We start from the raw sequence: 26,316 nt of genomic DNA, 5'->3' as shown, positions 1-26,316 counted from the left end.
CACATACCCCCTAGTCACCATAGGTGGCAGGTAGGCGCCGCGGGTTTCTCACGCCACCAAACGCGATTCACGCCACGGCTGCGAGCCGAACGCGCCGTCGCACTCCTGCGAACGCCGGATCGGGTGCTGCTCACAGCCCGGCGTAGGAGTGCAGACCCGTGACGACGAGGTTCACGAAGAACAGGTTGAAGATCATCACGGCCAGGCCGAGGACGTTGATCCACGCCGAACGCACCCCTCGCCAGCCCGCGGTCGCGCGCGCGTGCAGGTAGGCGGCGTAGACGATCCAGGCGATGAACGCGCAGGTCTCCTTGGGGTCCCAGCCCCAGAAGCGGCCCCACGCGGCCTCCGCCCAGATGGCGCCGGCCACGATCGCGAACGTCCACACCGGGAAGATGATCACGGTGGCGCGGTAGGCCATCCGGTCCAGCGCCTGGCTGGTGGGCAGCCGCGAACCGAACTTGGTCATCTTCAGCGGGTTGTTCTCGTACCGGCAACGCAGCAGGTAGAGGATGCTGGCGACACCGGCGAACAGCAGCGCACCGCTGGAGACGATCGCGGCGGCGACGTGGATGACGATCCAGTACGACTGCAGCGCCGGCTGCAGCGGCGCGGCCTCCGCGTAGAGCACGGTGCCGGACAGGAACAGCAGCAGCGTCACCGGCAGCATCAGGAAGCCGCCGAGGCCGCGCAGCTGGGCCGGAGTGGCCTCGCGGCGGGCGTTGCGCAGCTGCCGGAACAGCACGATCATCCAGGCGACCACGGCGGCCAGGCAGATCGCCGAGCCGAACTCGTACATGTTTCCCCACGGCACGCGGCCCGTGGCCAGACCGCGGGTCAGCAGGGAACCGAAGTGCACCAGCGCGCCGAGCACGGTCATCGACACGGCCATGCCGCCGAGCCGCTCGGCCAGCGGACGCTTGGGCTGGGCCGGGACGTGGCCGACGACGTCCTTGGCCTCGGAGGACTTCTCCGCGCCCACCAGGGCGGCTTCGCGGGTGCGGGCCGCCGTCGCGACCCGGCCGTAGGCGAACTCGCCGAAGTACAGCAGCATCGCCGCGATGTAGATGACCACCGAGGTGGCGTAGGCCATGTCGCTGTAGTTCGACAGCGTCTCGTTGACCGGCATCAGCTCTTCCTTTCGCGCGCGGTCCCAGCGTCCGCGCGGGGCTGGGGCGAGTGGTCGACATCCGCACCGAGCAGGTCATCGGCGATCCGGGCGAACTCCTCGCCGTACCCGGCCTGATCGGTGCGGGCGAGCCCGCCGACCTCGACAACGGTACGCGCGGCGGAGCTTTCGGCGGATTCCGGGTGCGGAGCCGCCCGCACCCAGATGCGGCGGCGCTTGACGATCAGCGAGGTGCCGAGTCCGAAGATGATGAGCACCGCGAAGGCCAGCACCGATGTCTGGAACGGATCGTGCGAGACCTGCAGGTTCGCCCAGCGCTCGACGCCGTCGAACCGGACCGTGGTGCCGTCGTCGAGGCGGATCTCCTCGCCGACGCGGACGTTCTCCCGTGCGATCCGGTTGAGCCTGCCCTGCTCGACCATCGACTGGTCGACGCCGAAGATCGACTGACCGCGTCCGGAGTCCAGGCCCAGGTCTCCGCGCATCACGTCGATGGCCGCGGTCGGGTCCAGCAGGTCGGGGAACCCGGAGCTGAGGATCTTGCCGTCGAACGCCGCGGTCGGCGCGAACAGGCCGGTGATCGCCAGCTGGCTCTGCCTGCGCTGCACCTCGTCGGTCACGCCGGGCTGGTCGAACTTGGTGGCGCCCTGCGAGAGCATCGTCTGCGGAGACATCGGCTGCCACTGCACGAGACTGGTGCGCTGCTGGCCGTCCGGCCAGGTCACGGTGAACCGGGGCGCGTAGCCGTTGCCGGTCAGGTAGATCCGGTCACCGGCGGTGCGCAGCGGGTGGTTGACCTGCAGCGTGTATGGCAGCCAGGAGTTCGTCTCCAACCCCTCGCCAGACTGGTACTGCATGCCCACGCGGTAGTTGGCCACCTGGCCGTTGGGCTGGTAGTCGACGTCGAAGTCGTCGACCTTGACGCAGAACGGGGAGAGCTGGGTGCCGTCCACGGACAGGCCCGCGCGGAACGAGTCGTAGTTGTAGGTGCCGGAGTTGCAGAACTCGGAGCCGTCGGCCACCACGATGACCTGGCCCTCGTAGCCGTAGAGCTTGCCGCCCGCGAGGCCGATCAGCAGTCCGACCAGCGCGAAGTGGAACACCAGGTTGCCGACCTCGCGGAGGAATCCGCGCTCGGCGCTGATCGACCGGGCTCCGTCGGTCTCGGTGTGCTCGACCATCCGCCAGCCGCGCAGCCGGGTCTTCGCCGCGGCGATGGCCTCGTCGACCGAGGTGCCGTCGAGCGTCTTCTCCGCGTGGTGCGGCAGTCGGCCCAGGTTGCGCGGGGTGCGGACCGGCTTGCTGCGCCACTGCTTGAAGTACTCCCAGCAGCGCGGCAGCAGGCAGCCGATCAGCGAGATGAACAGCAGCACGTAGATCGAGGCGAACCAGACCGAGCTGAAGACCTCGAACATGCCGATCTTGTCCAGCAGCGGCGCGAGGTCCGGGTACTGCTGGAAGTACTTGTCCACTTCGGACCGGTTCAGCGAGCGCTGCGGGATCAGCGCACCCGGCAGCGCGGCCATGGCCAGCAGGAACAGCAGCACCAGCGCGGTGCGCATGGACGTCAGCCCGCGCCAGGTGTTGCGCAGGAAAGCGAGGGCGGTCGTGAGGTGGTCGCGCATCAGATCGGCGTCTCGAATCCGGCGATCGGGCCACGAAGCATCGAGATCAGCTCTCCCCACAGACCGGTGACGAGCAGCAGGCCCACCACCACCAGCAGCACTCCACCCGCGATCTGGATCGCGCGGCCGCGCCGCCGCAGCCAGCCCGCGCTGCGCACCGCCCAGCGGGCGCCCAAGGCCAGCAGCACGAACGGGACGCCGAGGCCGACGCAGTAGGCGAGCACCAGCAGGATCCCGCGCAGCGCGGTTCCGGTGTCCACATCGGTGCCGGCGGCGACCGAGATGACGCCCACCAGAGTCGGTCCCAGGCACGGGGTCCAGCCGAGGCCGAACACCGCGCCGAGCAGCGGCGCGCCCCACACCCCGGCGCGAGGCACGCGGTGCACCCGCACGTCGCGCTGCAGGGCGGGGATCAGGCCGAGGAACACCAGGCCCATCGCGACCGTGACGACTCCGCCGATGCGCTGCAGCAGCAGCTCGTTGGTGAGCAGCGCGTCGGACACCCCGAGCAGCAGCAGCGCTCCGGCCGCGAACACGACGCTGAAACCGGCCACGAACAGCAGCGCGGCACCGGCCACCCGCCATCGGCCGCGCCGGTTCTCCTCGGCTTCGGCTTCGTCGACCGGCGGCGAATCGGCGCCCACAACACCGGCGAGGTACGCCAGGTAGCCGGGCACCAGCGGGACCACGCAGGGCGAGGCGAAGCTGATCGCCCCGGCGAGCGCCGCGATAGCCGCCGCGAACAGCAGCGGTCCGGACGCGGCGAGCTCGGTGGGGTTCACGCTTCGAGGGTAGGAAAGCCGACGTCGCCCTCACGCACCGGGCTCGGTGAACCAGCCCACGAACCCCCAGGTGAACGCGATGCCCAGGCACGAACCACGCACCAGGAGGACGTTGGTCCCACCCATTTCAGGACCAACGTCTCCCCGCAGGAGACCGGCGTCACAACTACGGGGGCACGAGCAAGCGGCGCTCAACCACCGTCAGGCAACCGGCGAAGCCGGTTTCTCAGCACCCCACCTGAGCAACCGGCACCGCCGCGGGTTCTGAGCGGCTCTCTGGTGAGGACAGCCGTAGCGCCGTGTATTGGACATACACAAGTCTCGGATCCCGGAGCCAGAGAGCCGCTCGGGTTCCGCTTCTAGCACCGCGAAGCAAGAGGACCACTGAGTAGTTGCAGTAAAACCAGCCCCAGAAGACCGCTAAGGCTCCGCTACGCAGCACGACCACTGAACCCCGGCCAAACCACCTACGCAGCAGGCTCGGACGCGATCTTCTGCACCTCGGGAAGCAACTCACTCTCCAGCATCTCCGTCAGGAAGATCGCCGCGACCCGGTGCTGCCGGTCGAGGACGATCGTGGCCGGCACGGTGCTGCGCGGGAACTGGCGCAGCGAGAGGAGAGTGCGGCCTGCCGGGTCGAAGATCGACGGGTAGCTCAGGCCGCGGTCGCGGTGGAAGTCCGCCGCCGCGCTCTGGTTGTCCCGCACGTCGATGCCCAGCACCTGCACGCCCTGCGGACCGAGCTTGTCCTGCACGGCCTGCAGGTCGTCGGCTTCCGAGCGGCACGGGCCGCACCAGGAGCCCCAGATGTTGAGCACCACGACCTGACCCTGGAAGTCCTGGATTCCCAGCTGCTTCCCGGGGTTGAGCAGGTCGTCGCCGGAGAGGTGGCTGATCCGTCCCCGCTCACCCGCCGGGTAGAAGATGCGCGTCTGCCCGCCGGGCGAGACGAAGGTGAACTCGCCACCCGCCTTGTTCGAGTCGTCGCCCTCGGTGGCGCAGCCACCGACCATCGCCAGCACGGCCGTCATCAGGCCGAGCCGCAGAAGAAGCTTCCTCATGCGCCCGTCACTCTCGGATCGGTGCCACCTGCGGGCTCGACGTAGGCAACCCGCACCAGCTCTTCGCCGCGGAACACCAGCGTCGTCACCGACGCCAGCGAGCACTGCCTGCGGCGGGGGTCGTGCCACATCGGCTTGCCCTCGACGTAGCGGCGCAGCGTCCAGATCGGCAGCTGGTGCGAGACGCAGACCGCTTCCCTCCCGGCCGCCGCGGCACGCGCGCGGTGCGCGGCGCCGAGCATCCGGTGCGCGATCTCCAGGTAGGGCTCTCCCCAGGAGGGCGCGAACGGGTTCCACAGCTTCGGCCAGTGCCGGGGAGACCGCAGGGCACCGTCGCCGACGGAGACCTTCAGGCCCTCGAAGCGGTTGTCCGCCTCGATGAGCCGGGCGTCGGTGGCCACGTCGACCTGGAACATCGCGCCCAGCGGGCGGGCGGTCTCCTGCGCGCGCTGCAGCGGCGAGGAGATCACGCGGGCGATGTCGTGCCCGGAGAGGAACTCCGCGACGAGCTTGGCCTGCTGTTCGCCCTTGTCGGACAGCCGGTAGCCGGGAAGTCGGCCGTAGAGGATGCCCTCCGGGTTGTGCACCTCGCCGTGGCGGAGGAAGTGCACGAGGGTCTTCTCAGCCTGGGGTTCGGTCATTTCGACGCCTCCGGGGCGGTCGCCGCGGCGGCTGCCCGCGCGGCGTGCGGCAGTGCGTCGGCGATCTGCTCGAAGGCGGCGTCGTCCATGGCGGCGTTGACGAACCAGGTCTCGAAGGCGCTCGGCGGCGGGTAGATGCCGCGCGCGAGCAGCTCGTGGAAGAACGCCGGGAAGCGCCAGGTCTGCTGGGCCTGGGCCTGCTCGTAGTCGTGCACCGGCGTCTCGCTGAAGAAGATGCTGAGCATGTTGCCCGCCGAGGCGATCTGGTGGACCACGCCTTCGGCGCTCAGCGCGGACCCGATGAGCTCGCGGAGCCGGTCGGCGTTGCGGTCCAGCGCCGCGTAGACCGAGGCGTCGGCGGCGCGGAGGTTGGCCAGGCCGGAGGCGACGGCGATCGGGTTCCCGGCGAGCGTGCCCGCCTGGTAGACGGGGCCGGTCGGCGCGAGGCGCGACATCACGTCGGCGCGACCGCCGAAGGCGGCGGCGGGAAGACCACCGGACATGACCTTGCCGAAGGTGTAGAGGTCACCGGCGACGCCGTCGATGCCGAACCAGCCGGCTGCGGAGACGCGGAAGCCGGTCATCACCTCGTCCATGATCAGCAGCGCACCGTTGGCGCTGGTAAGCTCCTTGAGCCCGGCGTTGAAGCCGGGCACCGGCGCGACCGTGCCCATGTTGCCCGCAGCGGCCTCGGTGATCACGCAGGCGATCTCGTCGCCCTGCTCGGCGAAGATCTGCCGCACGGCTTCGAGGTCGTTGTAGGGCAGCACGAGGGTGTCGGCGGCCTGCGCGCCGGTGACGCCCGGCGAGGTCGGCAGGCCGAGCGTCGCGACGCCCGAACCGGCGCTGGCCAGCAGCGCGTCCACGTGGCCGTGGTAGCAGCCGGCGAACTTGACGATCTTCTGCTTGCCGGTGAAGGCGCGGGCGAGCCGCACGGCGCTCATCGTCGCCTCGGTGCCGGAGTTGACCAGGCGGACCTGCTCGACCGGCTCGACGCGGTCGATGATCTCCTGCGCCAGGTCGATCTCACCCATGCCGGGCGTGCCGAAGGACGTGCCGTGCACCGCCGTGTCCCGCACCGCGGCGACGACGTCGGGGTGGGCGTGCCCGTTGATCATCGGGCCCCAGGATGACACCAGGTCGACGTAGCGGTTGTCGTCGGCGTCCCAGAGGTAGGCGCCCTCGCCGCGCACCATGAACCGCGGCGTGCCGCCGACGGACTGGAAGGCGCGGACCGGGGAGTTGACGCCGCCGGGCGTCACCGCCTGCGCACGCTCGAACAGCTGCCGCGACTGCGGAGCCGGATCGTCGTGCCGGGTCGAAGCGGAGTTCGCAGAAGCTGTCACGCCCCCAGTTTGACACCCCCCGCACTGTGGCCGAGCGCACACCATTTCAAGGGCTGGTCAGCGGTCACCGTGCGTGTCGGTGCGGGTGGCGGAACCCGCGGTGGTGCGGGCTGAGTCCCCCAGCTGAGGCAGCCGCTCCGCCGCGAGCGACCTCTAGCTACCCGCTCGGATGGCGAGGCCGATCTGGCGCAGGGCGTCGATGAGCAGCAGTCCGGCGAAGGTGGCGGCGATGACGGCACCGGACAGCCAGCTGCCGATGGAGCGGGTCACCACGTCCACGGCGCCTCGCGGTCCGGGCAGGTAGATGGTCACCACGCCGCGGTGCCACGCCCACCACGCGAGCAGCACCAGCGCTACCGCGGCGACCAGTTCGATCCCGGCCACGGCCGCGCGCCACGGCTGGTTCAGCCGGCCACCCGAGCGCACCGGTTCGGCGTCGCCGTCGAGCTTCGGCCCGCTCGCGGGCCACGGTTCGGCAGTCGTCACGGCGGAAAGCGTCTCACACGTCGCGGGCGTCGAGGACCGCGCTGATCCGGTCGGTGCGCTCGGCGTGCCGTGCCGCGTCGTGGGAGAGGTGACCGAGCAGCCGGTAGATCCGCTCGTGGTACTCGGGAAGGTCGAGGTAGAAGATCGGTTCGTGGTGCATGACCCGGTTGCGGAAGTCGAGCATGCCCATGAAGTCGTCGTGCAGCGCGTTGCGCGGGCCCGTGTAGTGGGGGAACGCGCGGTGCGCCGCGGGGACCCAGACCTGCCGGTCGTGGGTGCGGCTGAGCAGCGAGACCCAGAACCCGAAGGTCAGCTCGGCCACCACGTCGTCGGGTGTGAAGTCCGCCCGGCGTTCGATCTTGCGGCGCGCGCGGCCGATCTTGAACTTGGCGTTGTCGGCCAGCTGCGCGACCTTCCACCAGTCGTCGCGGCCGAAGCGCTCCCGCAGGCGGTGGTGCAGGGCGTTGCGCAGCGACACCTCCAGCCAGTGCAGCGGGCCGTAGAAGGCCGCCGAGACCTGCACGTTCCAGTCGTAGAGCCGGACCGCGACGTCGACGTCACCACCGGCCTTCTTGAGGTAGCGGTCGAAGCGCGATTCCGACAGCAGCTCCCGCACCCAACCGGGGAGCTCGACGTCGTCCCTGGTCATGGGGCTTTCCTTTCGACCGCTGTGGATCTCGTGCTAGATTGGACGGCGTAGGCCCCGGGTCCGCCTCTGCTTCGCGCATGCCGCCCGGGGCACTTTGCTGCCTAGAGCTCCGACGAGCGCTTCTCGACGAGGTTCGCGAGTTCGGCCGACAGCTTCTCGTGGTCCTTGGCCCAGGCCAGCACGACGGTGTCGTCGGTCAGCCGCAGCGGGATCTCGCCGGTGCCCTTCGGGACAGTCCAGCTGCCGCCCAGCACGCGCGCCCCCACGGGCGCTCCCACGTCGCTGACCTGGGCGATCTTCTCGACGTCGAGCGCCTCCCTGCCGAGCACCAGTTCGGACGTCGTCAGGCTCACCGCGAGCAGCCGCCGCCTGCCGTAGACCCAGATGGCCGCGCCGACGGCGAGCGCGAGGCCGACCAGGATCCACCCGGCGAGGTGCTGCGGGCCGAGCGTCAGCTGCTCGGCGAGGAGTCCCAGCAGCGCGAAGGCCGGGCCCCACAGCACCGGCCACCAGCTGCTGCCGCGTTCGGAGTACAACACCGGATCGCTCATCGCTCACCCGTCAGGAAGTCGGAGCTCTGCTGCGCCCACATCAATACGGTTCCGGCGACTCCCAGCACAAGGAGCAGGACGGGGATTCCGAAACCTGCACCCGAAACGACCATCAGCACGGCGTGCACCGCGGCGAACGCGGTGAGCGCGAACCGCGCCCACGCCTGGCGGCGGAACACCAGCGCGCCCAGCGCCAGGTAGAGCACCGCCATGACGACCCCCACGACGGTGTTGACCAGCAACAACCGGCCTTGGACGGCGGGATCGAACCAGGCCAGCCCGGTCTCCAGCAGGAGCAGCAGGGCCACGACCCACCACAGCACGACCGCGATGCGCAGCGGTTTCGGCGGTGCCATCAGTACCGGCGGTTCGACGCGTCGAAGTAGGCGTTGGACTTCGCCGTGAAGACCAGCACCACGAAGGCGACCGTGCCGACCACTCCCAGCCCTCCCTGCACGTAGCTCAGCGCGTAGTAGCCGCCGGGCAGCGCCTCGGTCTCGCTCAGACCGGTCGCCATGCCGCCGGAGGCCAGGGTGCCGATGCTCGACATCGCCCAGAACGCGGCGAAGATCGTCAGGGTGACGCGCGCCCAGTTGCGGCCGGCCCGCAGCTTGAAGCCGAAGGTGATCCACAGCCCGGTCAGGATCAGGTAGAAGATCGTCAGGATGACGAAGAAGACCATCATCACGCCGTTGACCGCGGAGGTCACGTCCGCGGCGACGTCCTCCGAACCCCCGCCGATCGAGTCCTGCACCCAGCCCTGCAGCACCAGGTAGCTGACCACGTTGAGCACGGTCACCAGCAGCGGGAGCACGACGGCGATCCAGAACGCGGTCTCGACCGTCGCGGGCCGTTGCGGCACGGCCATCTCGTGGACGGGCACCGGCGGCGCGCTGAACGGGTTCTGCGAGTAGGGCTGGTATCCGCCGGGCTGCTGCGGAAAACCGCCGGAAGGAGTCCCCGACTGCGGGTAACCACCCTGCTGCCAAGGATTCTGCGGGAAGTTCACGCACGAACCCTAGAAACCAGCCGATACCCCTGTCCACCGGTTCAGGTCAAGTACCGCGAAGAGGACGTTCACATCACCACCTGGCTCCGGCGAGCGGAGCAACCGGGTGGTTCAGCGGGGCTGGAGGTACTGGTTCGAAGGCGCCAGGTACGCGTAGACGATGGTGGCGGCGATCGTCGCGAGCTGGAGGACGGCGACGAGGGCAGTGGTGATCCCGCCGGCCGCGCCTCCGATGACCGTGGGGATCGTCAGCAGGAACCACAGCGCGCCGACCACCGTGATCACGATGCGAGCCCAGTTGCGGCCGTTGCGCATGAAGATCAGGAACATGATCCACAACCCCGCCAGGACCAGGCAGAACACCACCGCGATCGCGATCGTGACCTGGAACAGCGCACGGGCCTGTTCGAGGCTGAGCGCCGGCTGACCGGTCGCTCCCGCCTGCCCCAGCACCATCTGCAGCTCGGCGTCACTGATCGTCGCGAACGCCAGCGCGAACATCACGAACCCGACGACCGGGCTGGCGACCCCTGCCCAGAACGAGTTGTCGATCGTGCGCGGGCGCTGCGACCCCGGCGAACGCTCCGGCGGTGGCGGCGGGGCAGCGCCGTACGGGTTGACTGCGTCTGGCGGCGTCACCAGGCCAGCCTAGGAACGGGCCAAGGCCGTGTCCACCGAACGGTCACCACACGTTACGGGGTGGTTGCGGACGGAAACCGCGGGACTCGCGGAAGAACCGGTTCGCCTCGGACCGGTACATGAACACGATCGCCGCGACCTCGACGGCGGCCACCAGCACCGCGAACACAACGTCGACGCCGCTCACGGTCATCCCGGTCAGCTGCTTGATCAGCGCCGGGCCGACCAGCGACACCGTCAGCACGGTGATCACGGCGTTGAACACGCCGAAACCGCCGAACACGGTGAGCGTGATCCGGCCCCAGTTGCGGCCCTCCAGCATCCGCCTGCACAGCAGCACGTACACCATCAACGTCAACGCCTTGAACATGAAGGTGAACATGATGCCGCTGTTGGCGGCGGCGTCCAGGTCGGTCTGGGTCATCTCGGGTTGCAGCTGGCGCAGCTCGCCGATCAGCCGCTGCCGATCGAGGAGTTCGACGAACGCCTGCACCACGCCGACCAGCACGGCGCCGATCCACAGCCACCGCGCGGTCTGCAGCGCCTTCGGCGGCTGCGGGGGTTCCGGCGGCGGGACCGGTCGGCCGAAGGCGTCCACCCGCTGCTCCAAGTCGGTCATGCGCGCGCGTCCTGCAACCACTGCGCGGCTTCGGTGGCCCAGTAGCTGAGCACGACGTCCGCTCCCGCGCGGCGGATCGAGGTCAGCGCCTCCAGCACGGTGCGCTGACGTTCGAGCCAGCCGTTGGCCACCGCCGCCTCGATCATCGCGTACTCGCCGGACACCTGGTAGGCGGCGACCGGGACGTCGGCCACACCGGCGATGTCGCGCAGCACGTCCAGGTAGGACATGGCCGGTTTGACCATCACCATGTCGGCGCCCTCGGCCAGGTCGAGGTCCGCTTCGCGCAGCGCTTCGCGGCCGTTGGCCGGGTCCTGCTGGTAGGTCTTGCGGTCGCCCTTGAGCTGGGAGTCGACGGCCTCGCGGAACGGGCCGAAGAACGCCGAGGCGTACTTCGCGGAGTAGGCCATGATCGACACGTCGTCGAAGCCGGTGGCGTCCAGCGAATCCCGGATCACGCCGACCTGACCGTCCATCATGCCGCTCGGCCCGACCACGTGGGCACCGGACTGCGCCTGCACCACGGCCATCTCGCCGTAGATCTGCAGCGTGCGGTCGTTGTCGACGTTGCCGTCCTCGTCCAGCACGCCGCAGTGGCCGTGATCGGTGAACTCGTCCAGGCACAGGTCGGCCATCAGCACCGTGCTGTCGCCGACCTCGGCGCGCAGGTCGCGCAGCGCGACGTTGAGGATCCCGTCGGGGTCGACCGCGCCGGAACCGTCCGGGTCGTGCTTCTCCGGCACGCCGAAGAGCATCAGCCCACCGACGCCCGCGCTGACGGCCTCGACGGCGGCCTTCTTCAGCGAGTCGCGGGTGTGCTGCACGACCCCGGGCATCGACGTGATCGGCACCGGCTCGGAGGCGCCTTCGCGGACGAACATCGGCAGCACCAGGTGCCGCGGTTCCACGGAGGTCTCGGAAACCAGCCGACGCACCGCCGGGTTGCGGCGGAGTCGACGGGGACGGCTCGTCGGATACATAACAGCGGCTCCCCAAGCTGACTAGGCGGGGTGACACCCCGAGCGTAACCACTCCGGAAATTCGGACTCCGGAGACCTCAACCGACAGTGATCGTCCCCTCAACCCGAGGCGGTCTCGAGGGACTCCAACAGCGGTGTTCGTCCCGGTGAGACGCCGAAGGGCGCCCGGACGTGGTGTCCTGGGCGCCCTTCGGGGTCTCGATCGGCGTTCGTCGCCGGATCAGCTCCGGCGGGCTCGCTTGGCCTTGCGCGGGGGCGGCAGCGCGCCTTCCGCGCGGAGGCGGGCCGCGTGGGCCGCGAGGGCGTCGACCAGCTCCTCGACCCGGGGGGCCTCGGGCTGGACGTCGACCCGCAGACCGAACTCCTTCGCCGTCTCGGCCGTGTTCGGGCCGATGCAGGCGACGAGAGTGCGGGCGTGCGGCTTGCCCGCGATGCCGACGAGGTTGCGGACCGTGGAGGACGAGGTGAAGCAGACGGCGTCGAAACCACCGGTCTTGATCATCTCGCGGGTCTCCGCGGGCGGCGGAGCGGCGCGGACGGTGCGGTAGGCCGTCACGTCGTCGACCTCCCAGCCGCGCTCCTGCAGCCCGGCCGACAGCGTCTCGGTGGCGATGTCGGCGCGCGGCAGCAGCACCCGGTCAACCGGGTCCAGTATGTCGTCGTGCGGCGGGAACTCCTGCAGCAAGCCCTCGCTCGACTGGTCACCCGAGGGCAGCAGCTCCGGGATGATGCCGAAGGCGCGCACCTTCTCCGCGGTGGCCTCGCCGACGCAGGCGATCTTCACACCGGAGAACGCGCGGGCGTCCAGGCCGAACTCCGCGAACTTCTCCCACACCGCGCGGACCGCGTTCGCCGAGGTGAACACGACCCACTGGTAGCGGCCGTCGACCAGGCCCTTGACCGCGCGCTCCATCTGAGCGGGGCTGCGCGGCGGCTCCACGGAGATGGTCGGCACCTCGTGCGACACCGCACCGTGCGACCACAACCGCTCGCTCATCACGCCGGCCTGCTCCTTGGTGCGCGGCACCAGGATCTTCCAGCCGTACAGGGCTCGGGACTCCCACCAGGACAGCTTGCTGCGCTCGGAGACGATGTCGCCGATCGTCACCACCAGGTGGCCCTGCAGCTCGCCGGCGTCGGCGGCCAGCGAAGCCAGCGTGGTGTCGATGGTGCGCTGCTGCACCGTGGTTCCGGACGCGGTCACCGCGACCGGGGTGGTCGCCGGACGGCCGTGCTCGACCAGCCGCGAAGCGGCTTCGGCGAGGTGGCTGCCCGTGGTGTGCAGCACCAGCGCGCCGGGCACACCGGCCAGCGCCGGCCAGTCCGCGTCACCGCGGACGTCGACCTCGGTGTGCACCGCGCCCAGCGCGATGCCGGCGTAGGCCGGAACCGCGCTGCCGCCGGAAACACCGGGGATGACGTCGAACGGTGCCTCGGTCTTGGAGACCTCCTGCGTCTCGCGGACCACCGCGTCGGCGGTGAGCGGGTCACCGGCGACCAGGCGCACCACGTTGCGGCCGGTGTCGGCCTCGTTCACCAGGTCCTTGGCCACGTCGGCGGGGTCGCCGACGGCGGGGCGGACTTCCGCCCCCTCGGCGGCCATCGCGACGATGTCGGCGGGTACGTCCGGGTCGGTCACCAGCAGCGAAGCGCGGGCGATCACATCCCGGCCCCGAACGGTGAGAAGTCCCGCGTCACCGGGACCGGAACCCACGAAAGCAATCCGTCCGGGGGTCTTACGTGCTCGGGTCATCAGGGCACTCCCCATCAACTACTGCCGGGACCGCTGAGCAAAGCGGCCCTGGCTTCGAGCAGCTCATCGGCCAGTTCCAGGCCCAGCTGCTCTGCGGCGGTCGTCTCACCAGTGGCGGAAGCGCGAACCAGAACATCGTCGTCGGTCGCTACCACTCCACGAAGGGACAGGCGCAGCGCCACGCGCCCGTCATCGTCGAGGTCCTCCACCACTTCGGCCAGCGCGCCGACCGGCGCGTGGCAGCCGGCTTCAAGCCGGGCCAGCACAGCGCGTTCGGCGGCAACCGCGGCGCGGCTGGCCTCATCGTCCAAAACGGACTGCAGCAAGTGCTCTGTGTCCACGTCGTCGACGCGGCATTCCACTGCGAGCGCGCCCTGGGCGGGCGCGGGCAGCATCTGCAGTGGATCGAGCGTTTCCGTGATCACCGAAAGCCGGCCCACCCGGGCCAGCCCGGCGCGGGCGAGGACGACGGCGTCCAGCTCGCCGTCTGTCACCTTGCGCATTCGGGTCTCCACATTGCCGCGGATGCCGCGCACCTCCAGCCCCAGGCCGGCGGCCCGGAGCTGACTGGCGCGGCGCGGCGAACCGGTGCCCACAACGGACCCCGGGGGCAGTTCGCCGAGCGTCAGACCGTCCCGTGCCACCAGCGCGTCCCTCGGGTCCTCCCGGACCGGGACAGCGGCCAGCGACAACCGGGGGTCCGGTTCGGTCGGCAGGTCTTTGCAGGAGTGGATGGCGACGTCGACCTCGTCGTTCACGAGGGCTTCGCGCACCGCCGAGGTGAACACACCGACGCCGATCTCGGCGATCGGGGCCATCGACTGGTCACCGGGGGTCGTGACCGACACCAGCTGGGTCGGGTAACCCGCCGCCTCCAACTGCTCGGCGACCCACGTGCTCTGCGCCATCGCGAGCGCGCTTCCGCGGGTGCCGATCCGGAGGGTCTTGTTCAACGGTCCTCACCGTCCTGTTCCGCCCGGCCGCGCAGCAGCGCCTGGGCGACCGTGACCCCGCCTGGGAGGTTCTCCTCGGCCTGCGGGGTGCCGATCACCGCAGCGGTCTGCGGGTCGAGCTCGAAGAGCTCACGAAGTGCGTCGGCGTAGTCGGAACCACCCGGCTGCGACGCGAGTTGCTTGACGCGGACGGTCGGCGCGTGAAGGAGCTTGTCCACCACGCGGCGCACCGTGCGGTTGAGCTCCTCGCGCGTCGGCGCGTCGATGTCGGGAAGCCGCGAGTCCAGTCGCAGCAGTTCGCTGTCGACGACCTCGGCGGCGCGCTTGCGCAGCGCGGTGACCGTGGGCGTCACCTCGGCCGAGCGCTGCGCGGCCAGGTAGCCGCGCACCTCCTCGGCGACGATCTCGGCGGCCCGCTCGGACTCGTTGCCGCCCTGCTTGGCCGACAGCCGGTGCTGCAGGCTGGCCAGGTCGACGACGGTGACACCGGGCAGGTCGCCGACCTCGGCGGCGATGTCGCGCGGCAGACCCAGGTCGCAGCACAGCACCGGCCGGTCGTCCCGAACCACCAGCGCTGCGGAGACGACCTCTTCGGTCACCACGGCACCGACCGCACCGGTGCAGGCGACCAGCAGGTCCGCGGCGGCGATCGCGTCGGCCAGACCCGAGAGGTCCGCGGTGCCGGCGTCCACGCCGTCGGCGCGCAGCGACTCGGCCAGCCGCTCGCCGTTGGCGGCGGTGCGGTTGGCGATGACGATGCGGCCGATGCCCGCTCGCTTGAGCTGCGCGGCGGTCAGGCCGCCCATCGAACCGGCGCCCACCAGCAGCGCGCTCTTGCCCTCGAGGCCGTCGAGCGCGGCCTCGGCGTCGGCCAGGGCCTCCGAGACCACCGAAGCGCCCTCGTTGTCGATGCCGGTCTCGCTGTGCACGCGCTTGCCGACGCGCAGCGCCTGCTGCGCCAGCTCGTGCAGCGTCTTGCCGACGGTGCCGCGCTCGTCGGCGGTCCCGTACGCCTGACGGAGCTGGCCGAGGATCTGGGCCTCGCCGACGACCATCGAGTCCAGCCCGGAGGACACCGAGAACAGGTGCTCGACGGCGGCGCCGGCGTAGTAGACGTAGAGGTGATCGGCCAGTTCACCGACCTCGGTGCCGGAGTGGCGCGACAGCACGGCCGTCACGTCGTCCAGGCCGCCGTGGAAGGTCTCGGCCAGCGCGTAGATCTCGACCCGGTTGCAGGTGGAGATCACGAACGCCTCGGCGATGTGCTCGCGCAGCACGAGCTCGTCGAGGATCTTGTTGATGTCCCCGCCACTGATGGCGACCCGCTCCAGGACCCGGACCGGTGCGCTGTGGTGGGAAATCCCGACGGTGAGCAGGTTCACAGCCGTTCCACCATCCTGTTCGCCGAATCGATCTCACCCGGAAGCCCCGCGCCGCCGCCCGGCGGTCCGCCGTCGGACGCCGCGCCGTCGACCGCGCTCGCGGCTTCCTGCTGCCGTCGGGCCACGTGGAAGGAAAGGATCTGCATCTCCACCGCCAGGTCGACCTTGCGCACCTCGACGTGCTCGGGGACCTGCAGCACGATCGGGGCGAAGTTCAGGATGCACATGACGCCGCCGGCCACCAAGCGGTCGCAGACCTCCTGCGCGCCCTGGGTGGGGGTGGCGATGACGCCGATGGTGACCTCGCGCTCGGAGCACACCTCGACGATGTCGTCTATGTGGCTGACCGGGATGCCGCCGACCGGCACGCCGACCAGGTCGTCGTCGAGGTCGAACAGCGCCGAGACCGGGAATCCGCGGCCCGGGAACCCGCCGTAGTTGGCGAGCGCGTGCCCGAGGTTACCGATCCCGACGACGGCGACGCTGTGCTTGCGGGTCAGGCCGAGCGTCCGCTCGATCTGACCGATCAGCACCTCGACCTCGTAGCCGACGCCGCGGGTGCCGTAGGAGCCGATGTAGGAGAGGTCCTTGCGCAGCTTGGCGGAGTTGACGCCGGCCGCGGTGGCGAGCTCCTCGCTGGAGACCGTGGTGATGTCCTGCTCGGCGAGCGCGGACAGGGCGCGCAGGTAGACCGCGAGCCGGGCGACGGCCGCTTCCGGGATGGAGCGGGCGCGCTCGCGGGCGGCCGGGACGGCGATGGAGGTGCCGTTGGCGTCGGCCCCGTTCGACGTTCCCGGGGACGCAGCGGTCCGGGCAGGTGTCTGCCCGTCTCCTTCTGGCACGTCCGCTCCTTGGGCCGTCACGCTGGATCTCCCTCGCCTGCTGGTGGTCTGCGCCTCGGGCGGCACCGAAGTGGTGCGAACACCGGGGAAACGGTGAGACGGAACCACCCGATCCGCTGTTCCGCGCCGGAAAATCCGACGGGGAGTTCCGGCGGCACGACCCCTACACCGTAGCCATTTGTGAATGCATGCACAAAGTCAGCGGGGGCGAGCGCACCGGAGGCGCAAACCTTCCCCGCCATCATTGCGGATACCCCCCTGAAGTGCCAAAACGGGTGGTACAGGGCACGTGACCGACGTCGCCGGGCTCCGAGGGCGGTCAGTTCCGCAGCGCGCGGCGGAAGCGTTCTTCCTCGACCTTCCAGAAACCGTGCTCGACTCCATCGATCAAGATCACCGGGACGCGGTCGCCGTACTCGGCGCGCAGTTCCGAGTCGGCGTCGACATCGCTGACCGACCACGCCACGCCCAGCTCATCGCAGATCCGACGCACGTCGGCGATCGCGTCGACGCAGGAGTGGCAGCCCTCGCGGGACATCACGGTCACCTCGTGCACGTCGCCTCCTCGGCGAGTCGTTCGAAAAAATTCGGCACTTCCAACGTACTCAGCCCGCGACACCGCGGAGACCGGGCTCACCTGCAGGACCGAGCAGCTCACGTGCGCAAAATCACCCGGCGTGATCATGGTCATTCCGCTCGAAGAGCACGGAGCGCGACCGGACCGTCACCGGAGAGATCTACCTACTTCTGAGTAACAACACGTATGCTGCTGCTCCAACGCCCATCCCGGTGGGCGTTCGCCAGTCGAGTGAAGGCCCGATCGAGCGGTATCGGCGCGACCCGTCGTAGCTGATCGGTCCCCGGATCAGGTGCCCGTCACGGGTACGACGACATGGTTGCCGGCCCGATGCGTCCCAGAACCACCAGAGCCGGTGAAGCCAACGAAGGCAGGAGGTCGCCGGAGATGAGCAGCCCGAAGACGCTCACACCCCCCGCCCCCGACACCGCAGACCTCACTCAACACGTCTCGCCGCGGCCGGTGAGTTCAACGCGCACGAACGTCTCCGTGCCGGACAGCTGGCCGACCGAGAGGTTCGCCCCGGACACCTGGGCCTACGTCAGCGCGGCGCAGCAAGGCGACAACGACGCCTTCGGCAGGCTCTACGACGAGTACTCCCAGACCGTCTACCGGTACGTGCTGTTCAGGGTCAGCGACCACTGCCTGGCCGAGGACATCACCAGCGAGACGTTCCTGCGTGCGCTGCGGCGCATCGCCTCGATCAGCTACCAGGGCCGCGACGTGGCAGCCTGGTTCATCACCATCGCCAAGAACCTCATACTCGACCACATCAAGTCGAGCCGGAACCGCCTGGAGATCCCGACCTCCGAGGTCACCGACCACCTGCCCGCCAAGGGCTCGCACGTCGGGCCCGAACACCAGGTGCTGCTCGACGCCACCAACGACGAGCTGCTGCAGTGCATCCGCCAGCTCAACCCCGACCAGCGGGAATGCATCCGGCTGCGGTTCCTCAAGGACATGTCGGTGACCGAAACGGCCATCGCGATGCAACGCAACGAGGGCGCCGTCAAGGCCCTGCAGCACCGCGCGGTCCGCAGGCTGGCGCAACTCCTGCCCGACGATCTCCGATAGCGCTTGCCGATCCCGGCGGAGGTGCGCAATCGTGGCGCGGACGAGGTCTTAAGCTATGAGGCAGCCGTCCCGGACAGGGGCCGGTTGGAGATCACGGACTTCGCACACCACCACTCCGGAGGACCCTGGGAGGCGCGGCGGTGCCGACACGGCAGGGCTCGGCCGATGACGCGGACCACAACGGCATGCGCACGTCCAGCACAGAGCAGATCGACAGCGCGAAAGTAGCGGGTCGCGCCTCAGCTGAGGCGGCGGTTGCGGCCGCCCCGGTTCAGGACGGGACGCTCACGACACCGCCGGACCTGACTGCGGCGGCGTTCTTCGACGTCGACAACACGATGATGATGGGCGCCTCGCTGTTCCACTTCGCGCGAGGCCTCGCCGCCCGGAAGTTCTTCAACCCGGGTGACCTGGCCGGGTTCGCCTGGCAGCAGCTGAAGTTCCGGATCGGTGGCCGGGAGAACCCGCAGGACATCCAGGCCAGCCGCGAGCAGGCGCTGTCCTTCGTCGCCGGGCGCAGCGTCGAGGAGCTGGTCAACCTCAGCGAGGAGATCTACGACGAGCTGATGGCCGACCGGATCTGGGCGGGCACCCGCGCGCTCGCGCAGATGCACCTCGACGCCGGGCAACGGGTGTGGCTGGTCACCGCCACCCCCGTGGAGCTGGCCTCGATCATCGCCCGGCGGCTCGGCCTGACCGGCGCCCTGGGCACGGTCTCCGAGAGCGAGGACGGCATCTACACCGGCCGCCTGGTCGGCGAGATGCTGCACGGCCGCGCCAAGGCGCACGCGGTGCGCGCGATCGCCGCCAGCGAAGGCCTGGACCTGCGCCGCTGCACCGCCTACTCGGACTCGGCCAACGACATCCCGATGCTGTCGGTCGTGGGCACCGCGGTGGCGGTCAACCCGGACCAGCGGCTGCGCGAGATCGCCCGCGCCCGGGACTGGGAGGTCCGCGACTTCCGCACCGGCCGCAAGGCCGTCCGCATCGGCCTCAACTCCATGCTCGGCGCGGGCGCGGCAGCGGGCGCGGTCGCAGCAGGCCTCGCCTACCGCCGCCGAGACCGATCCTGACCAGCACCGCAGGCGGTGAAGGTACTCTCGCAGCACCCCGAGCAAGCAACTCGCACCGCCGGGGGTTCTCAGACGTCCTCTGGCGAGGACAGCCGCAGCGCCGCGCATTGGACGTGCTCAAGTCGCGGATCCCGGAACCAGAGGACGTCTGCGCCTTCCCCGTCCGGGGGTTTCCCTCACCCGCAACGCCACGCAAACCGACGACACTCAACCTGCAATGTCGACCATCCAGTTGACGCCGTGCCGGTCGGTGCACATCCCGAACTCATCGCCCCACATCTGCTTCTCCAGCGGGACGAGGACCTGGCCGCCTTCGGCCAGCTTGATGAAGTAGCCGCGCAGCGCGTCGGCGTCGTCCGAATCGCCGCTGATGCTGATCGAGAAGTTGCTGCCGGACTGGGTGGGCATGTCCGGCGGGGCGTCGGCCGCCATCAGCGTGAAACCGAGCTGCGTGATCAGGTTGCCGTGCATGATCTTGTCCGCGGAGGGGCCTTCGGCCTGACCGAACTGACCATAGGTGTTGAGCGCCAGTTCCCCGCCGAGCACCGACCGGTAGAACTCCAACGCCTGCTTGGCGTCGCCGTTGAACTGCAGGTACGGGTTGAGCTTCGCCACGGTGAATCGCCTCCTGCACTTAGGGGTGCGAATGAGCCGGCGCGGCGGCATCCCCGCCCGCCGCGCCGGCCCGCTACATCCTCGTCACGCGGCGACGCCCCACGCACGCCCGGCGGCCCCGGATCATCAGTCCGGGTGGACATCAACCGAGGAAGACGTTGGTGCGCTGCGACAACAGCCGGTAGAGCGTGTGCTGGATGATCTCCCTGACCTGGTCGGACAGGCCGAACACCAGCATCGGATCGTCCGCCGCGCCCTCCGGGTACCCGGAGGTCTCGATCGGCTCACCGAACTCGATGTACCACTTCGAGGGGAGCGGCACCGCGCCCAGCGGACCGAAGTGCGGGAACAGCGGCGTCACCGGGAAGTAGGGCAGACCCAGCAGCCGGGCGATCGGCTTCAGGTCCGCCAGCTTCGGGTAGATCTCCTCGGCTCCCACGATCGCGCAAGGGATGATCGGCGCGCCGGTGCGCAGCGCGGCCGAGACGAAACCGCCGCGGCCGAAGCGCTGCAGCTTGTAGCGGTCCTTGAACGGTTTGCCGATGCCCTTGAAGCCCTCCGGCCACACCCCGACGATCTCCCCGCCGGTCAGCAACCGCTCGGCGTCGGGGTTGCAGGCCAGCGTGTGCCCGGCCTTGCGGGCCACCGCGCCCAGCATCGGCATGCGGAACACCAGGTCCGCGCCCAGCATCCGCAGGTGCCGCTCGGCGGGGTGGTGGTCGTGCAGCGCGACCGTGGTCATCAGCGCGTCCCACGGCAAGGTGCCCGAGTGGTTGGCGACGACCAGCGCGCCGTCATCCGGAACGTTGTGCGCGCCGATGGTCTCCACCCGGAACCACTTCTCGTAGAACGGGCGGATCAGCCTCAGGAAGACCTCGTCGGTGAGCTCCTCGTCGAAGCCGAACTCGTCGACCCGGTAGTCGCCGAGCAGCCGACGTCGGGCGAAGGCGAGCACGTCGATGACGGCTTCCTCCCAGCCCGGCTCGTCCGGGGTGGGGGGAATCCGATCGCCGTTCTCCGGTCGCAACGGGATCACCTGCGCATCGGCCATCGCGCCTCCGTCTCGCCTTCCGCTCACCGCAGTCTCGAAAGCAGTTCTCCGGCGCGCCGCTCCACCGCCATGATGTTCTCCGGTTCCACCACCGGGCGCAGGCCGCGTCCGCGCACGAAGTCGTCGAACGCCTGCTGGGTGGTCCAGCGCGGGGTGAACCCGAAGGTCTCACGGAGCCGCGTGGTGTCCAGCACCCGGCCGAAGTTGAGGAAGCGCAGCTGCTCCGGGGAGAAGTCCACCAGCCGGGCGCTGCGGAACAGCTGCGTCACGGCGGGCACCGACGGGCTCGGCAGCGGCAGCGCCACCCGGCCCGCCCGGCGGATCGCCTGCGACAGCATCAGCACCCCGTCACCGGCCACGTTGTAGACGCCGGTCTTGTCGCCCAGCGTCGCGCGCTCCAGCACGGCCAGCGCGTCCTCGGAGTGCAGCAGCTGGAAGCGCGCGTCAAAACCGAGGATGGTGGGCACCACCGGCAGCATGAAGTAGCGGGCCAGCATCGCGTCGATGCGCGGACCGATCAGGTTCGAGAACCGCAGCGTCGTGACGTCCACGTCGGGCCGGCGACGGCCGAAGCCGCGCACGTAGCCCTCGATCTCCACGGCGTCCTTGGCGTAACCGGACGACGGCAGGTCCTTCGGCTCGATGTCCTCGGTGAACACCGCGGGATCGCGGGAGCTGGACCCGTAGACGGCGCAGGTGGAGCGCACCACGACCTTGCGGACCCGGGGCGACTGCTGGCAGGCCGCCAGCAGCTGCATGGAGCCGATGACGTTCATGTCCTTGAGCGTCGTCCGGCCACCGGGACCCGTGTGCGTGTTGATCGCCGCGTGCACGACGGTGTCGACCCCGGCGTTGTTGATCACCTTGCTGATCAGCGGGTTGCGGATGTCGGCGCGCACGAACTCGGTGCGCCCCATCCGCCGCATCAGGTCGCGGCCGGGCTGGACCGTGTCCACGCCCAGCACCCGGTCGATCGCCGGGTCGGCCGCCAGCCGCGCCGCCAGGTGACCGCCCAGGAAGCGGCTGACACCCGTCACCAGCACGACTTTCGGCCCCATGTTCACCCCGCGCAGTCGAAGGAGTGCCGCCAGAGATCGATGCTACAGGCGGACCCGCCTCCTACCAGCCAGCACGGCGTTACCGGGCGGGGTCGAAAAAGCAAAACCGCCGTCGACTCCGAGGGTCGACGGCGGATTTGGTCAGATCACTTGCCCAACTTGCGACGCTGGACGCGCGTCTTGCGAAGCAGCTTGCGGTGCTTCTTCTTGGACATACGCTTGCGGCGCTTCTTGATGACCGAGCCCATGCGGACTCCTTCACTCTTGACGGCGGTTCGAACGTCTTCCGTGCCGGAGCAGCTGCCAGGAGCGCATCAGGCACGACCAACCCAAAACTTTACCTGCCCTGGTCTGGGCCCTGCCGCCGTGGTCCGGCAAGCGCGCTTCGATCACCCCCGGGGCGGGCCTGGGGGTGATCTTCGAGAGCGGCTCAACCCGCGTCGTAGTAGGCGTGTTCGAGGTAGGCGTGGACGTCCTTCTCGGCCACGCGGAACGAGCGGCCCACCCTGGCGGCGGGCAGCTCGCCGGCGTGCACGAGCCGGTAGACCGTCATCTTCGACACCCGCATCAGCTTGGCCACCTCGGCGACGGTGAGGAACCGCACCTGGCCCATGCTCGGCGGTGCCTGGCGCCCGGGTTCGGAGTTCGCAGACATGCTTCACCGTGCCCTCCACACGTGTCGCCCCCGGCGGCTTCCCCGTCCGCCGGAAACCTCACGCACGTGCTCCATCGAGACTAACGGGACACACAACAATTGTTGAGTTGACTTTTGCCTCTTAGGTTGCCGGTTGGCTTGTTGGGCGGTGCGGGTGGCGGAACCTGAGCGGCGCTGTGGACTCCGCGCGCCACTCCTGATGCATGCCAATACACGGCGTCGCGGCGTGCTCGCCACAGCACCGCTCAGAACCCGCGGCGGTGCCGGTTGCGAGGGTGGGGCACTGAGGAACCGGCTTCGCCGGTTGCCTGACGTCAGTCTTCGTGGGCTTTGCCGAGTTCGATCGAGCGGTCTCGGGCTGCTTCGATGGCGTCGATGAGGGCTGCTCGGACTCCGTGCTTCTCCAGCTCGCGGATGCCTGCGATGGTGGTGCCCGCCGGGGAGGTGACCGCTTCGCGGAGCATGACCGGGTGCCCGCCGCCCTCGCGGAGCATGGCCGCCGCGCCGACCGCGGACTGGACGATGAGGTCGGCGGCGGTGGCGCGCGGGATGCCCAGCAGGATCCCGGCGTCGATCATGGCCTCGACCAGGTAGAAGAAGTAGGCGGGACCGGAGCCCGACAGCGCGGTGACCGCGTCCTGCTGGCTCTCCGGAACCCTCGCGACCTTGCCGACGCTGCCCAGCAGCTCCTCGACGAGGTCCAGGTCCCGATCCGCGGCGTGCGCGCCACCGGAGATGGCGGCCATGGCCTCGCCGACCAGCATCGGGGTGTTCGGCATGACCCGGACGACCGCCGTGCCCTCGGGCAACCTGCGCTCGAACAGCTTCGTCGGCAGACCCGCGCACAGCGACACGACCAGCTTGCCGCCCGGGATCTTCGGCGCCATCTCGTCCAGCAGCGGCTCGATGTCCTGCGGCTTGACCGCCACCACGATCACGTCCGCGCGCTGCACCGCCGTGGGCACGTCGACGTGCGAGATGCCGTAGGTCTTGGTCAGCTCCTCGGCACGAGTCGGGAAGCGCTCGGTGAACAGCAGATCGGACGGGGCCCGTCCGGCTTTGATCAAGCCCGAGAGCAGGGCTTCTCCGATCTTTCCGGCTCCGAGCACGGCGATGGTCGTCATGAGGCTCAGGGTGCCAGACCACGCTGCGTGTCGACCCCTCCCGTTGACCCGCACCGGCCGCTACTGTGTTTCGCACCACACATCGAAGGTCTTTCACCCCGCCGCCGCCACGCGACCCCCACAGCGAAGGAGCTTCGACCATGTTGAGCACGATGAACGACGGCCCCCTCTCGATCGCCCGGATCATGCGGCAGGGAACCGGTCCGCACGGTGCCACCGCCGAGGTCGTGACCTGGACCGGCGCCGAGCCCCGGCGCAGCGGGTACGCCCAGATCGGCCGGGAAGCCGCGCAGCTGGCGCATGCGCTGCGCGGACTGGGCGTCACCGGTGACCAGCGCGTCGGCACGTTCATGTGGAACAACGCCGAGCACCTGACCGCCTACCTCGCGGTGCCGTCCATGGGCGCGGTGCTGCACACCCTCAACATCCGCCTGTTCCCCGAGCAGCTGGTCTACGTCGCCAACCACGCCGAGGACCACGTGGTGCTGGTCGACCACACCCTGCTGCCGCTGTTCGCCAAGCTGCTGCCCGAGATGAAGACCGTCCGGCACGCGGTCGTGGTCGGCGGTGATGCGAGCGCCCTGGACGCACCAGCGGGCGTCGAGGTGCACGGCTACGCGGACCTGCTGGCCGGGCAGCCGGAGGAGTTCGACTGGCCCGAGCTGGACGAGCGCTCCGCCGCCGCGATGTGTTACACGTCCGGGACCACCGCCAACCCCAAGGGCGTCGTCTACTCGCACCGCTCGATCTACCTGCACTCGATGCAGGTGTGCATGACCGACGGGATGGCCCTGGAGCAGGGCGACCGGGGTCTCGCGGTGGTGCCGATGTTCCACGCGATGTCGTGGGGCCTGCCCTACGCGGCGTTCATGGTCGGCGCCTCCATGATCATGCCGGACCGGTTCCTGCAGCCCGAACCGCTGGTGGCGATGATGGCCGCCGAGCGCCCGACGATGGCCGCGGCCGTGCCGACCATCTGGCAGGGCGTGCTCGCCGAGCTGGAGAAGGAGCCCCGCGACATCTCCTCGCTGCGCGAGGTCGTGATCGGCGGTTCGGCGTGCCCACCTGCGATGATGCGGACCTTCCAGGAGGAGTACGGCATCACGGTCGTGCACGCCTGGGGCATGACCGAGACCTCGCCGCTGGGCAGCCTCGCCCGGCCACCCGCCGGAGTCACCGGCGAGGACCAGTGGGCCTACCGCGTGAGTCAGGGGCGGCTGCCGGCCTCGGTGGAGGCGCGGCTCGTCGACGACGACGGCCGGTTCCTGCAGTGGGACGGGCAGAGCGTCGGTGAGCTGGAGGTTCGCGGCCCGTGGGTCGCCGAGGCCTACTACGGCGACGACGATCCGGAGAAGTTCCACGACGGCTGGCTGCGCACCGGCGACGTCGGCTACCTGACGCCCGAGGGCTTCCTGCACCTGACCGACCGGGCCAAGGACGTCATCAAGTCCGGCGGCGAGTGGATCTCATCGGTGGAGCTGGAGAACCAGGTCATGGCGCATCCCGCGGTGGCCGAGGCGATGGTCATCGGCGTCCCGGACGAGAAGTGGTCGGAGCGCCCGCTGGTGGCGGTGGTGCTGCGCGAGGGCGAGACCGCCGACGCGGCGGAGCTCCGCGAGTTCCTGTCGGGTTCGGTCGCGCGCTGGCAGCTGCCCGAGTACTGGACGTTCATCACCGAGGCGCCGAAGACCAGCGTCGGCAAGTTCGACAAGAAGCGCCTCCGCAAGCAGCACTCCGAAGGCGATCTCGACGTCATCCACCTCACCTGATCGAGGCGGCGAGGGCGGGGACGGGCGGGCGTCCCCGCCCTCGCTCCCGCGTCAGGAGGGGGACAGGGCGAGCTGGCGGGCCTGGCAGATGAGGCGGCCGACCGAGTCGATGACCTGGACGTCCTCGTCGAACCACTGGCCGTGCACGGCCCGGCAGTCGACCAGCATGCGCAGCCACCCGTTGGCGGGGTGAGCGCGCAGGTAGGCGGTCAGCTGCACCGTCGGCGCCCAGCCGAAGCGGCCCATGTTCAGCGTGACCGGAACCGTGAGATCCCCCGCGACCAGGCCGAACAGCAGGTCGGGCTGGCCCTCGCGGGGCCTGACCCACATCCGGTAGCGGGGCTCACCGGTGCCGCCGTTGAGGAACTCGGCCGTGTTCGGGTCCAGCCGCATGTCGCAGACCTCGGCGAGGTGGAAGAACCTCGTGGACTGGCTGAGGTCGATGGCGTCCGGCGGCGGGTTGACCGGCATTGACGGGAGATCCGACCACTCGGGCTCGGCCGCGGGCATCCGTCCCGCGGTGACCGTCGCGTCGACGCACACCTGACCGCGCTGCTCCAGCGCCGCGCGCACCACTGTGACGGTCTTGCCGGTCTTGAGCGGCTGCAACCGGATCATCACCGGCCCGACGCGCGGCGGGCGCAGGTACTGCGCGCTGATCGACAGCGGTTCGAGCCCGCTGCCGTCGCTGACGGCTCTGGTGAGCAGTGCCAGCAAGTACCCGCCGTGCGGGTTGTCACCGACAGCCCAATCCGGGTGGAGGTTCGCGACGTAACTGCCGTCGCCGAGCGAACGCACCGAAGTGGCCGCGGAGAACGGATCCTGGACCTCGGTCACGTGCGATCCACCGGTCGAACGCCCACTACGCGCAAC

General features: G+C 69.8%; 29 protein-coding genes. 3 read left to right on the top strand and 26 right to left on the bottom strand.

The genetic code is table 11. The annotated features are described in order from the left end of the window. Positions 1-130 precede the first annotated feature (130 nt). The 19 genes from ccsB to AB0J78_RS02095 form a co-directional block, all read right to left on the bottom strand. The gene (gene ccsB / locus AB0J78_RS02185; protein ID WP_363786034.1) at positions 131-1,129 is read right to left on the bottom strand and encodes a c-type cytochrome biogenesis protein CcsB; all 999 of its coding nucleotides are present in this window, start codon (positions 1,127-1,129) and stop codon (positions 131-133) included. Continuing rightward, positions 1,129-2,754: a cytochrome c biogenesis protein ResB gene (locus tag AB0J78_RS02180; RefSeq protein WP_363786032.1), complete on the bottom strand. Its 1,626-nt coding sequence runs from the start codon at positions 2,752-2,754 to the stop codon at positions 1,129-1,131. The genes ccsB and AB0J78_RS02180 overlap by 1 nt, the downstream gene beginning before the upstream one ends. Further along, positions 2,754-3,536, bottom strand: a complete 783-nt coding sequence (locus tag AB0J78_RS02175) for a cytochrome c biogenesis CcdA family protein (RefSeq protein WP_132671813.1) — start codon at positions 3,534-3,536, stop codon at positions 2,754-2,756. Before AB0J78_RS02175 ends, AB0J78_RS02180 begins: the two co-directional genes overlap by 1 nt. A 467-nt stretch (positions 3,537-4,003) precedes the next feature. After that, positions 4,004-4,597, bottom strand: a complete 594-nt coding sequence (locus AB0J78_RS02170) for a TlpA disulfide reductase family protein (protein WP_363786030.1) — start codon at positions 4,595-4,597, stop codon at positions 4,004-4,006. Beyond that, the gene (locus tag AB0J78_RS02165) at positions 4,594-5,238 is read right to left on the bottom strand and encodes a histidine phosphatase family protein (protein ID WP_363786028.1); all 645 of its coding nucleotides are present in this window, start codon (positions 5,236-5,238) and stop codon (positions 4,594-4,596) included. Before AB0J78_RS02165 ends, AB0J78_RS02170 begins: the two co-directional genes overlap by 4 nt. Beyond that, complete coding sequence (gene hemL, locus AB0J78_RS02160) at positions 5,235-6,584, bottom strand: glutamate-1-semialdehyde 2,1-aminomutase (RefSeq protein WP_363786026.1); 1,350 nt, start codon at positions 6,582-6,584, stop codon at positions 5,235-5,237. The genes AB0J78_RS02165 and hemL overlap by 4 nt, the downstream gene beginning before the upstream one ends. Positions 6,585-6,737: 153 nt before the next feature. Further along, positions 6,738-7,070, bottom strand: a complete 333-nt coding sequence (locus AB0J78_RS02155; protein ID WP_363786024.1) for a hypothetical protein — start codon at positions 7,068-7,070, stop codon at positions 6,738-6,740. 13 nt (positions 7,071-7,083) lie between these two features. Continuing rightward, a complete protein-coding gene (locus tag AB0J78_RS02150; RefSeq protein ID WP_363786022.1) occupies positions 7,084-7,719 on the bottom strand; it encodes a hypothetical protein in 636 nt (211 codons plus the stop codon). Between the two features lie 101 nt (positions 7,720-7,820). Then, positions 7,821-8,270 (bottom strand): DUF3093 family protein, encoded by a 450-nt coding sequence (locus AB0J78_RS02145; protein ID WP_363786020.1) that lies wholly within the window; start codon positions 8,268-8,270, stop codon positions 7,821-7,823. Then, positions 8,267-8,626 carry a hypothetical protein gene (locus AB0J78_RS02140; RefSeq protein ID WP_363786018.1) on the bottom strand — a complete coding sequence of 120 codons (360 nt, stop codon included), beginning with the start codon at positions 8,624-8,626 and terminating at the stop codon, positions 8,267-8,269. Before AB0J78_RS02140 ends, AB0J78_RS02145 begins: the two co-directional genes overlap by 4 nt. Then, a complete protein-coding gene (locus AB0J78_RS02135) occupies positions 8,626-9,279 on the bottom strand; it encodes a hypothetical protein (RefSeq protein ID WP_363786016.1) in 654 nt (217 codons plus the stop codon). Before AB0J78_RS02135 ends, AB0J78_RS02140 begins: the two co-directional genes overlap by 1 nt. A gap of 111 nt (positions 9,280-9,390) precedes the next feature. Next, on the bottom strand, positions 9,391-9,918 hold the full coding sequence (locus AB0J78_RS02130; protein ID WP_363786014.1) for a hypothetical protein: 528 nt from the start codon (positions 9,916-9,918) through the stop codon (positions 9,391-9,393). 43 nt (positions 9,919-9,961) lie between these two features. Beyond that, positions 9,962-10,537, bottom strand: a complete 576-nt coding sequence (locus AB0J78_RS02125) for a hypothetical protein (protein WP_363786012.1) — start codon at positions 10,535-10,537, stop codon at positions 9,962-9,964. Beyond that, positions 10,534-11,517, bottom strand: coding sequence for a porphobilinogen synthase (hemB, locus tag AB0J78_RS02120; RefSeq protein WP_363786010.1), 984 nt, complete (start codon positions 11,515-11,517; stop codon positions 10,534-10,536). The genes AB0J78_RS02125 and hemB overlap by 4 nt, the downstream gene beginning before the upstream one ends. A 220-nt stretch (positions 11,518-11,737) precedes the next feature. Beyond that, complete coding sequence (locus AB0J78_RS02115; RefSeq protein WP_363786008.1) at positions 11,738-13,270, bottom strand: bifunctional uroporphyrinogen-III C-methyltransferase/uroporphyrinogen-III synthase; 1,533 nt, start codon at positions 13,268-13,270, stop codon at positions 11,738-11,740. 14 nt (positions 13,271-13,284) lie between these two features. Further along, positions 13,285-14,223 carry a hydroxymethylbilane synthase gene (gene hemC / locus AB0J78_RS02110; protein WP_363786006.1) on the bottom strand — a complete coding sequence of 313 codons (939 nt, stop codon included), beginning with the start codon at positions 14,221-14,223 and terminating at the stop codon, positions 13,285-13,287. Next, the gene (locus AB0J78_RS02105) at positions 14,220-15,605 is read right to left on the bottom strand and encodes a glutamyl-tRNA reductase (protein WP_363786004.1); all 1,386 of its coding nucleotides are present in this window, start codon (positions 15,603-15,605) and stop codon (positions 14,220-14,222) included. The genes hemC and AB0J78_RS02105 overlap by 4 nt, the downstream gene beginning before the upstream one ends. Continuing rightward, entirely contained in the window at positions 15,602-16,363 is a 762-nt protein-coding gene (locus AB0J78_RS02100; RefSeq protein WP_363786397.1) for a redox-sensing transcriptional repressor Rex, read from the bottom strand. Before AB0J78_RS02100 ends, AB0J78_RS02105 begins: the two co-directional genes overlap by 4 nt. Positions 16,364-16,766: 403 nt before the next feature. Beyond that, on the bottom strand, positions 16,767-16,985 hold the full coding sequence (locus tag AB0J78_RS02095) for a glutaredoxin family protein (protein ID WP_210968622.1): 219 nt from the start codon (positions 16,983-16,985) through the stop codon (positions 16,767-16,769). Between the two features lie 426 nt (positions 16,986-17,411). Between AB0J78_RS02095 and AB0J78_RS02090 the strand changes: the two genes are divergently transcribed. Together AB0J78_RS02090 and AB0J78_RS02085 are read left to right on the top strand one after the other, a co-directional pair. Continuing rightward, positions 17,412-18,098 (top strand): sigma-70 family RNA polymerase sigma factor, encoded by a 687-nt coding sequence (locus tag AB0J78_RS02090; protein ID WP_363786002.1) that lies wholly within the window; start codon positions 17,412-17,414, stop codon positions 18,096-18,098. Between the two features lie 185 nt (positions 18,099-18,283). Beyond that, positions 18,284-19,171: an HAD-IB family hydrolase gene (locus AB0J78_RS02085; protein WP_363786395.1), complete on the top strand. Its 888-nt coding sequence runs from the start codon at positions 18,284-18,286 to the stop codon at positions 19,169-19,171. A gap of 207 nt (positions 19,172-19,378) precedes the next feature. On the opposite strand, the gene AB0J78_RS02080 is transcribed toward AB0J78_RS02085, so the two are convergent. The 6 genes from AB0J78_RS02080 to proC form a co-directional block, all read right to left on the bottom strand. Beyond that, positions 19,379-19,786, bottom strand: a complete 408-nt coding sequence (locus AB0J78_RS02080; RefSeq protein WP_363786000.1) for a VOC family protein — start codon at positions 19,784-19,786, stop codon at positions 19,379-19,381. A gap of 142 nt (positions 19,787-19,928) precedes the next feature. After that, a complete protein-coding gene (locus AB0J78_RS02075; RefSeq protein WP_363785998.1) occupies positions 19,929-20,837 on the bottom strand; it encodes a lysophospholipid acyltransferase family protein in 909 nt (302 codons plus the stop codon). A 23-nt stretch (positions 20,838-20,860) separates the two neighbouring features. Continuing rightward, positions 20,861-21,895, bottom strand: coding sequence for an NAD-dependent epimerase/dehydratase family protein (locus tag AB0J78_RS02070; RefSeq protein WP_363785996.1), 1,035 nt, complete (start codon positions 21,893-21,895; stop codon positions 20,861-20,863). A gap of 146 nt (positions 21,896-22,041) precedes the next feature. Further along, positions 22,042-22,143 carry an AURKAIP1/COX24 domain-containing protein gene (locus AB0J78_RS02065; RefSeq protein ID WP_010241351.1) on the bottom strand — a complete coding sequence of 34 codons (102 nt, stop codon included), beginning with the start codon at positions 22,141-22,143 and terminating at the stop codon, positions 22,042-22,044. 182 nt (positions 22,144-22,325) lie between these two features. Next, complete coding sequence (locus tag AB0J78_RS02060) at positions 22,326-22,550, bottom strand: helix-turn-helix domain-containing protein (RefSeq protein WP_132621425.1); 225 nt, start codon at positions 22,548-22,550, stop codon at positions 22,326-22,328. Between the two features lie 314 nt (positions 22,551-22,864). Continuing rightward, complete coding sequence (gene proC / locus AB0J78_RS02055) at positions 22,865-23,674, bottom strand: pyrroline-5-carboxylate reductase (RefSeq protein WP_363785993.1); 810 nt, start codon at positions 23,672-23,674, stop codon at positions 22,865-22,867. Between the two features lie 140 nt (positions 23,675-23,814). On the opposite strand from proC, the gene AB0J78_RS02050 reads away from it, so the two are divergent. Then, entirely contained in the window at positions 23,815-25,443 is a 1,629-nt protein-coding gene (locus tag AB0J78_RS02050; RefSeq protein WP_363785991.1) for a long-chain fatty acid--CoA ligase, read from the top strand. 51 nt (positions 25,444-25,494) lie between these two features. Here the strand turns inward: AB0J78_RS02050 and AB0J78_RS02045 are convergent, their stop codons facing one another. Beyond that, a complete protein-coding gene (locus tag AB0J78_RS02045; RefSeq protein WP_363785989.1) occupies positions 25,495-26,280 on the bottom strand; it encodes a thioesterase family protein in 786 nt (261 codons plus the stop codon). Positions 26,281-26,316: the final 36 nt, after the last annotated feature.

This window comes from Saccharopolyspora sp. NPDC049426, assembly GCF_040676935.1.
GTDB lineage: Bacteria > Actinomycetota > Actinomycetes > Mycobacteriales > Pseudonocardiaceae > Saccharopolyspora.
The sequence above is the reverse complement of the archived record's forward strand: the minus strand, read 5'-3'. Positions and strand labels throughout refer to the sequence as shown.

Excerpts from the sequence above, each read along its gene's own strand:
- ccsB (WP_363786034.1), bottom strand. The coding sequence starts at position 1,129 with ATGCCGGTCAACGAGACGCTGTCGAACTACAGCGACATGGCCTACGCC.
- AB0J78_RS02180 (WP_363786032.1), bottom strand. The coding sequence starts at position 2,754 with ATGCGCGACCACCTCACGACCGCCCTCGCTTTCCTGCGCAACACCTGG.
- AB0J78_RS02170 (WP_363786030.1), bottom strand. The coding sequence starts at position 4,597 with ATGAGGAAGCTTCTTCTGCGGCTCGGCCTGATGACGGCCGTGCTGGCG.
- AB0J78_RS02165 (WP_363786028.1), bottom strand. The coding sequence starts at position 5,238 with ATGACCGAACCCCAGGCTGAGAAGACCCTCGTGCACTTCCTCCGCCAC.
- AB0J78_RS02150 (WP_363786022.1), bottom strand. The coding sequence starts at position 7,719 with ATGACCAGGGACGACGTCGAGCTCCCCGGTTGGGTGCGGGAGCTGCTG.
- AB0J78_RS02145 (WP_363786020.1), bottom strand. The coding sequence starts at position 8,270 with ATGAGCGATCCGGTGTTGTACTCCGAACGCGGCAGCAGCTGGTGGCCG.
- AB0J78_RS02140 (WP_363786018.1), bottom strand. The coding sequence starts at position 8,626 with ATGGCACCGCCGAAACCGCTGCGCATCGCGGTCGTGCTGTGGTGGGTC.
- AB0J78_RS02125 (WP_363786012.1), bottom strand. The coding sequence starts at position 10,537 with ATGACCGACTTGGAGCAGCGGGTGGACGCCTTCGGCCGACCGGTCCCG.
- hemB (WP_363786010.1), bottom strand. The coding sequence starts at position 11,517 with ATGTATCCGACGAGCCGTCCCCGTCGACTCCGCCGCAACCCGGCGGTG.
- AB0J78_RS02115 (WP_363786008.1), bottom strand. The coding sequence starts at position 13,270 with ATGACCCGAGCACGTAAGACCCCCGGACGGATTGCTTTCGTGGGTTCC.
- AB0J78_RS02095 (WP_210968622.1), bottom strand. The coding sequence starts at position 16,985 with ATGTCCCGCGAGGGCTGCCACTCCTGCGTCGACGCGATCGCCGACGTG.
- AB0J78_RS02090 (WP_363786002.1), top strand. The coding sequence starts at position 17,412 with ATGAGCAGCCCGAAGACGCTCACACCCCCCGCCCCCGACACCGCAGAC.
- AB0J78_RS02085 (WP_363786395.1), top strand. The coding sequence starts at position 18,284 with ATGCGCACGTCCAGCACAGAGCAGATCGACAGCGCGAAAGTAGCGGGT.
- AB0J78_RS02075 (WP_363785998.1), bottom strand. The coding sequence starts at position 20,837 with ATGGCCGATGCGCAGGTGATCCCGTTGCGACCGGAGAACGGCGATCGG.
- AB0J78_RS02070 (WP_363785996.1), bottom strand. The coding sequence starts at position 21,895 with ATGGGGCCGAAAGTCGTGCTGGTGACGGGTGTCAGCCGCTTCCTGGGC.
- AB0J78_RS02065 (WP_010241351.1), bottom strand. The coding sequence starts at position 22,143 with ATGGGCTCGGTCATCAAGAAGCGCCGCAAGCGTATGTCCAAGAAGAAG.
- AB0J78_RS02060 (WP_132621425.1), bottom strand. The coding sequence starts at position 22,550 with ATGTCTGCGAACTCCGAACCCGGGCGCCAGGCACCGCCGAGCATGGGC.
- proC (WP_363785993.1), bottom strand. The coding sequence starts at position 23,674 with ATGACGACCATCGCCGTGCTCGGAGCCGGAAAGATCGGAGAAGCCCTG.
- AB0J78_RS02050 (WP_363785991.1), top strand. The coding sequence starts at position 23,815 with ATGTTGAGCACGATGAACGACGGCCCCCTCTCGATCGCCCGGATCATG.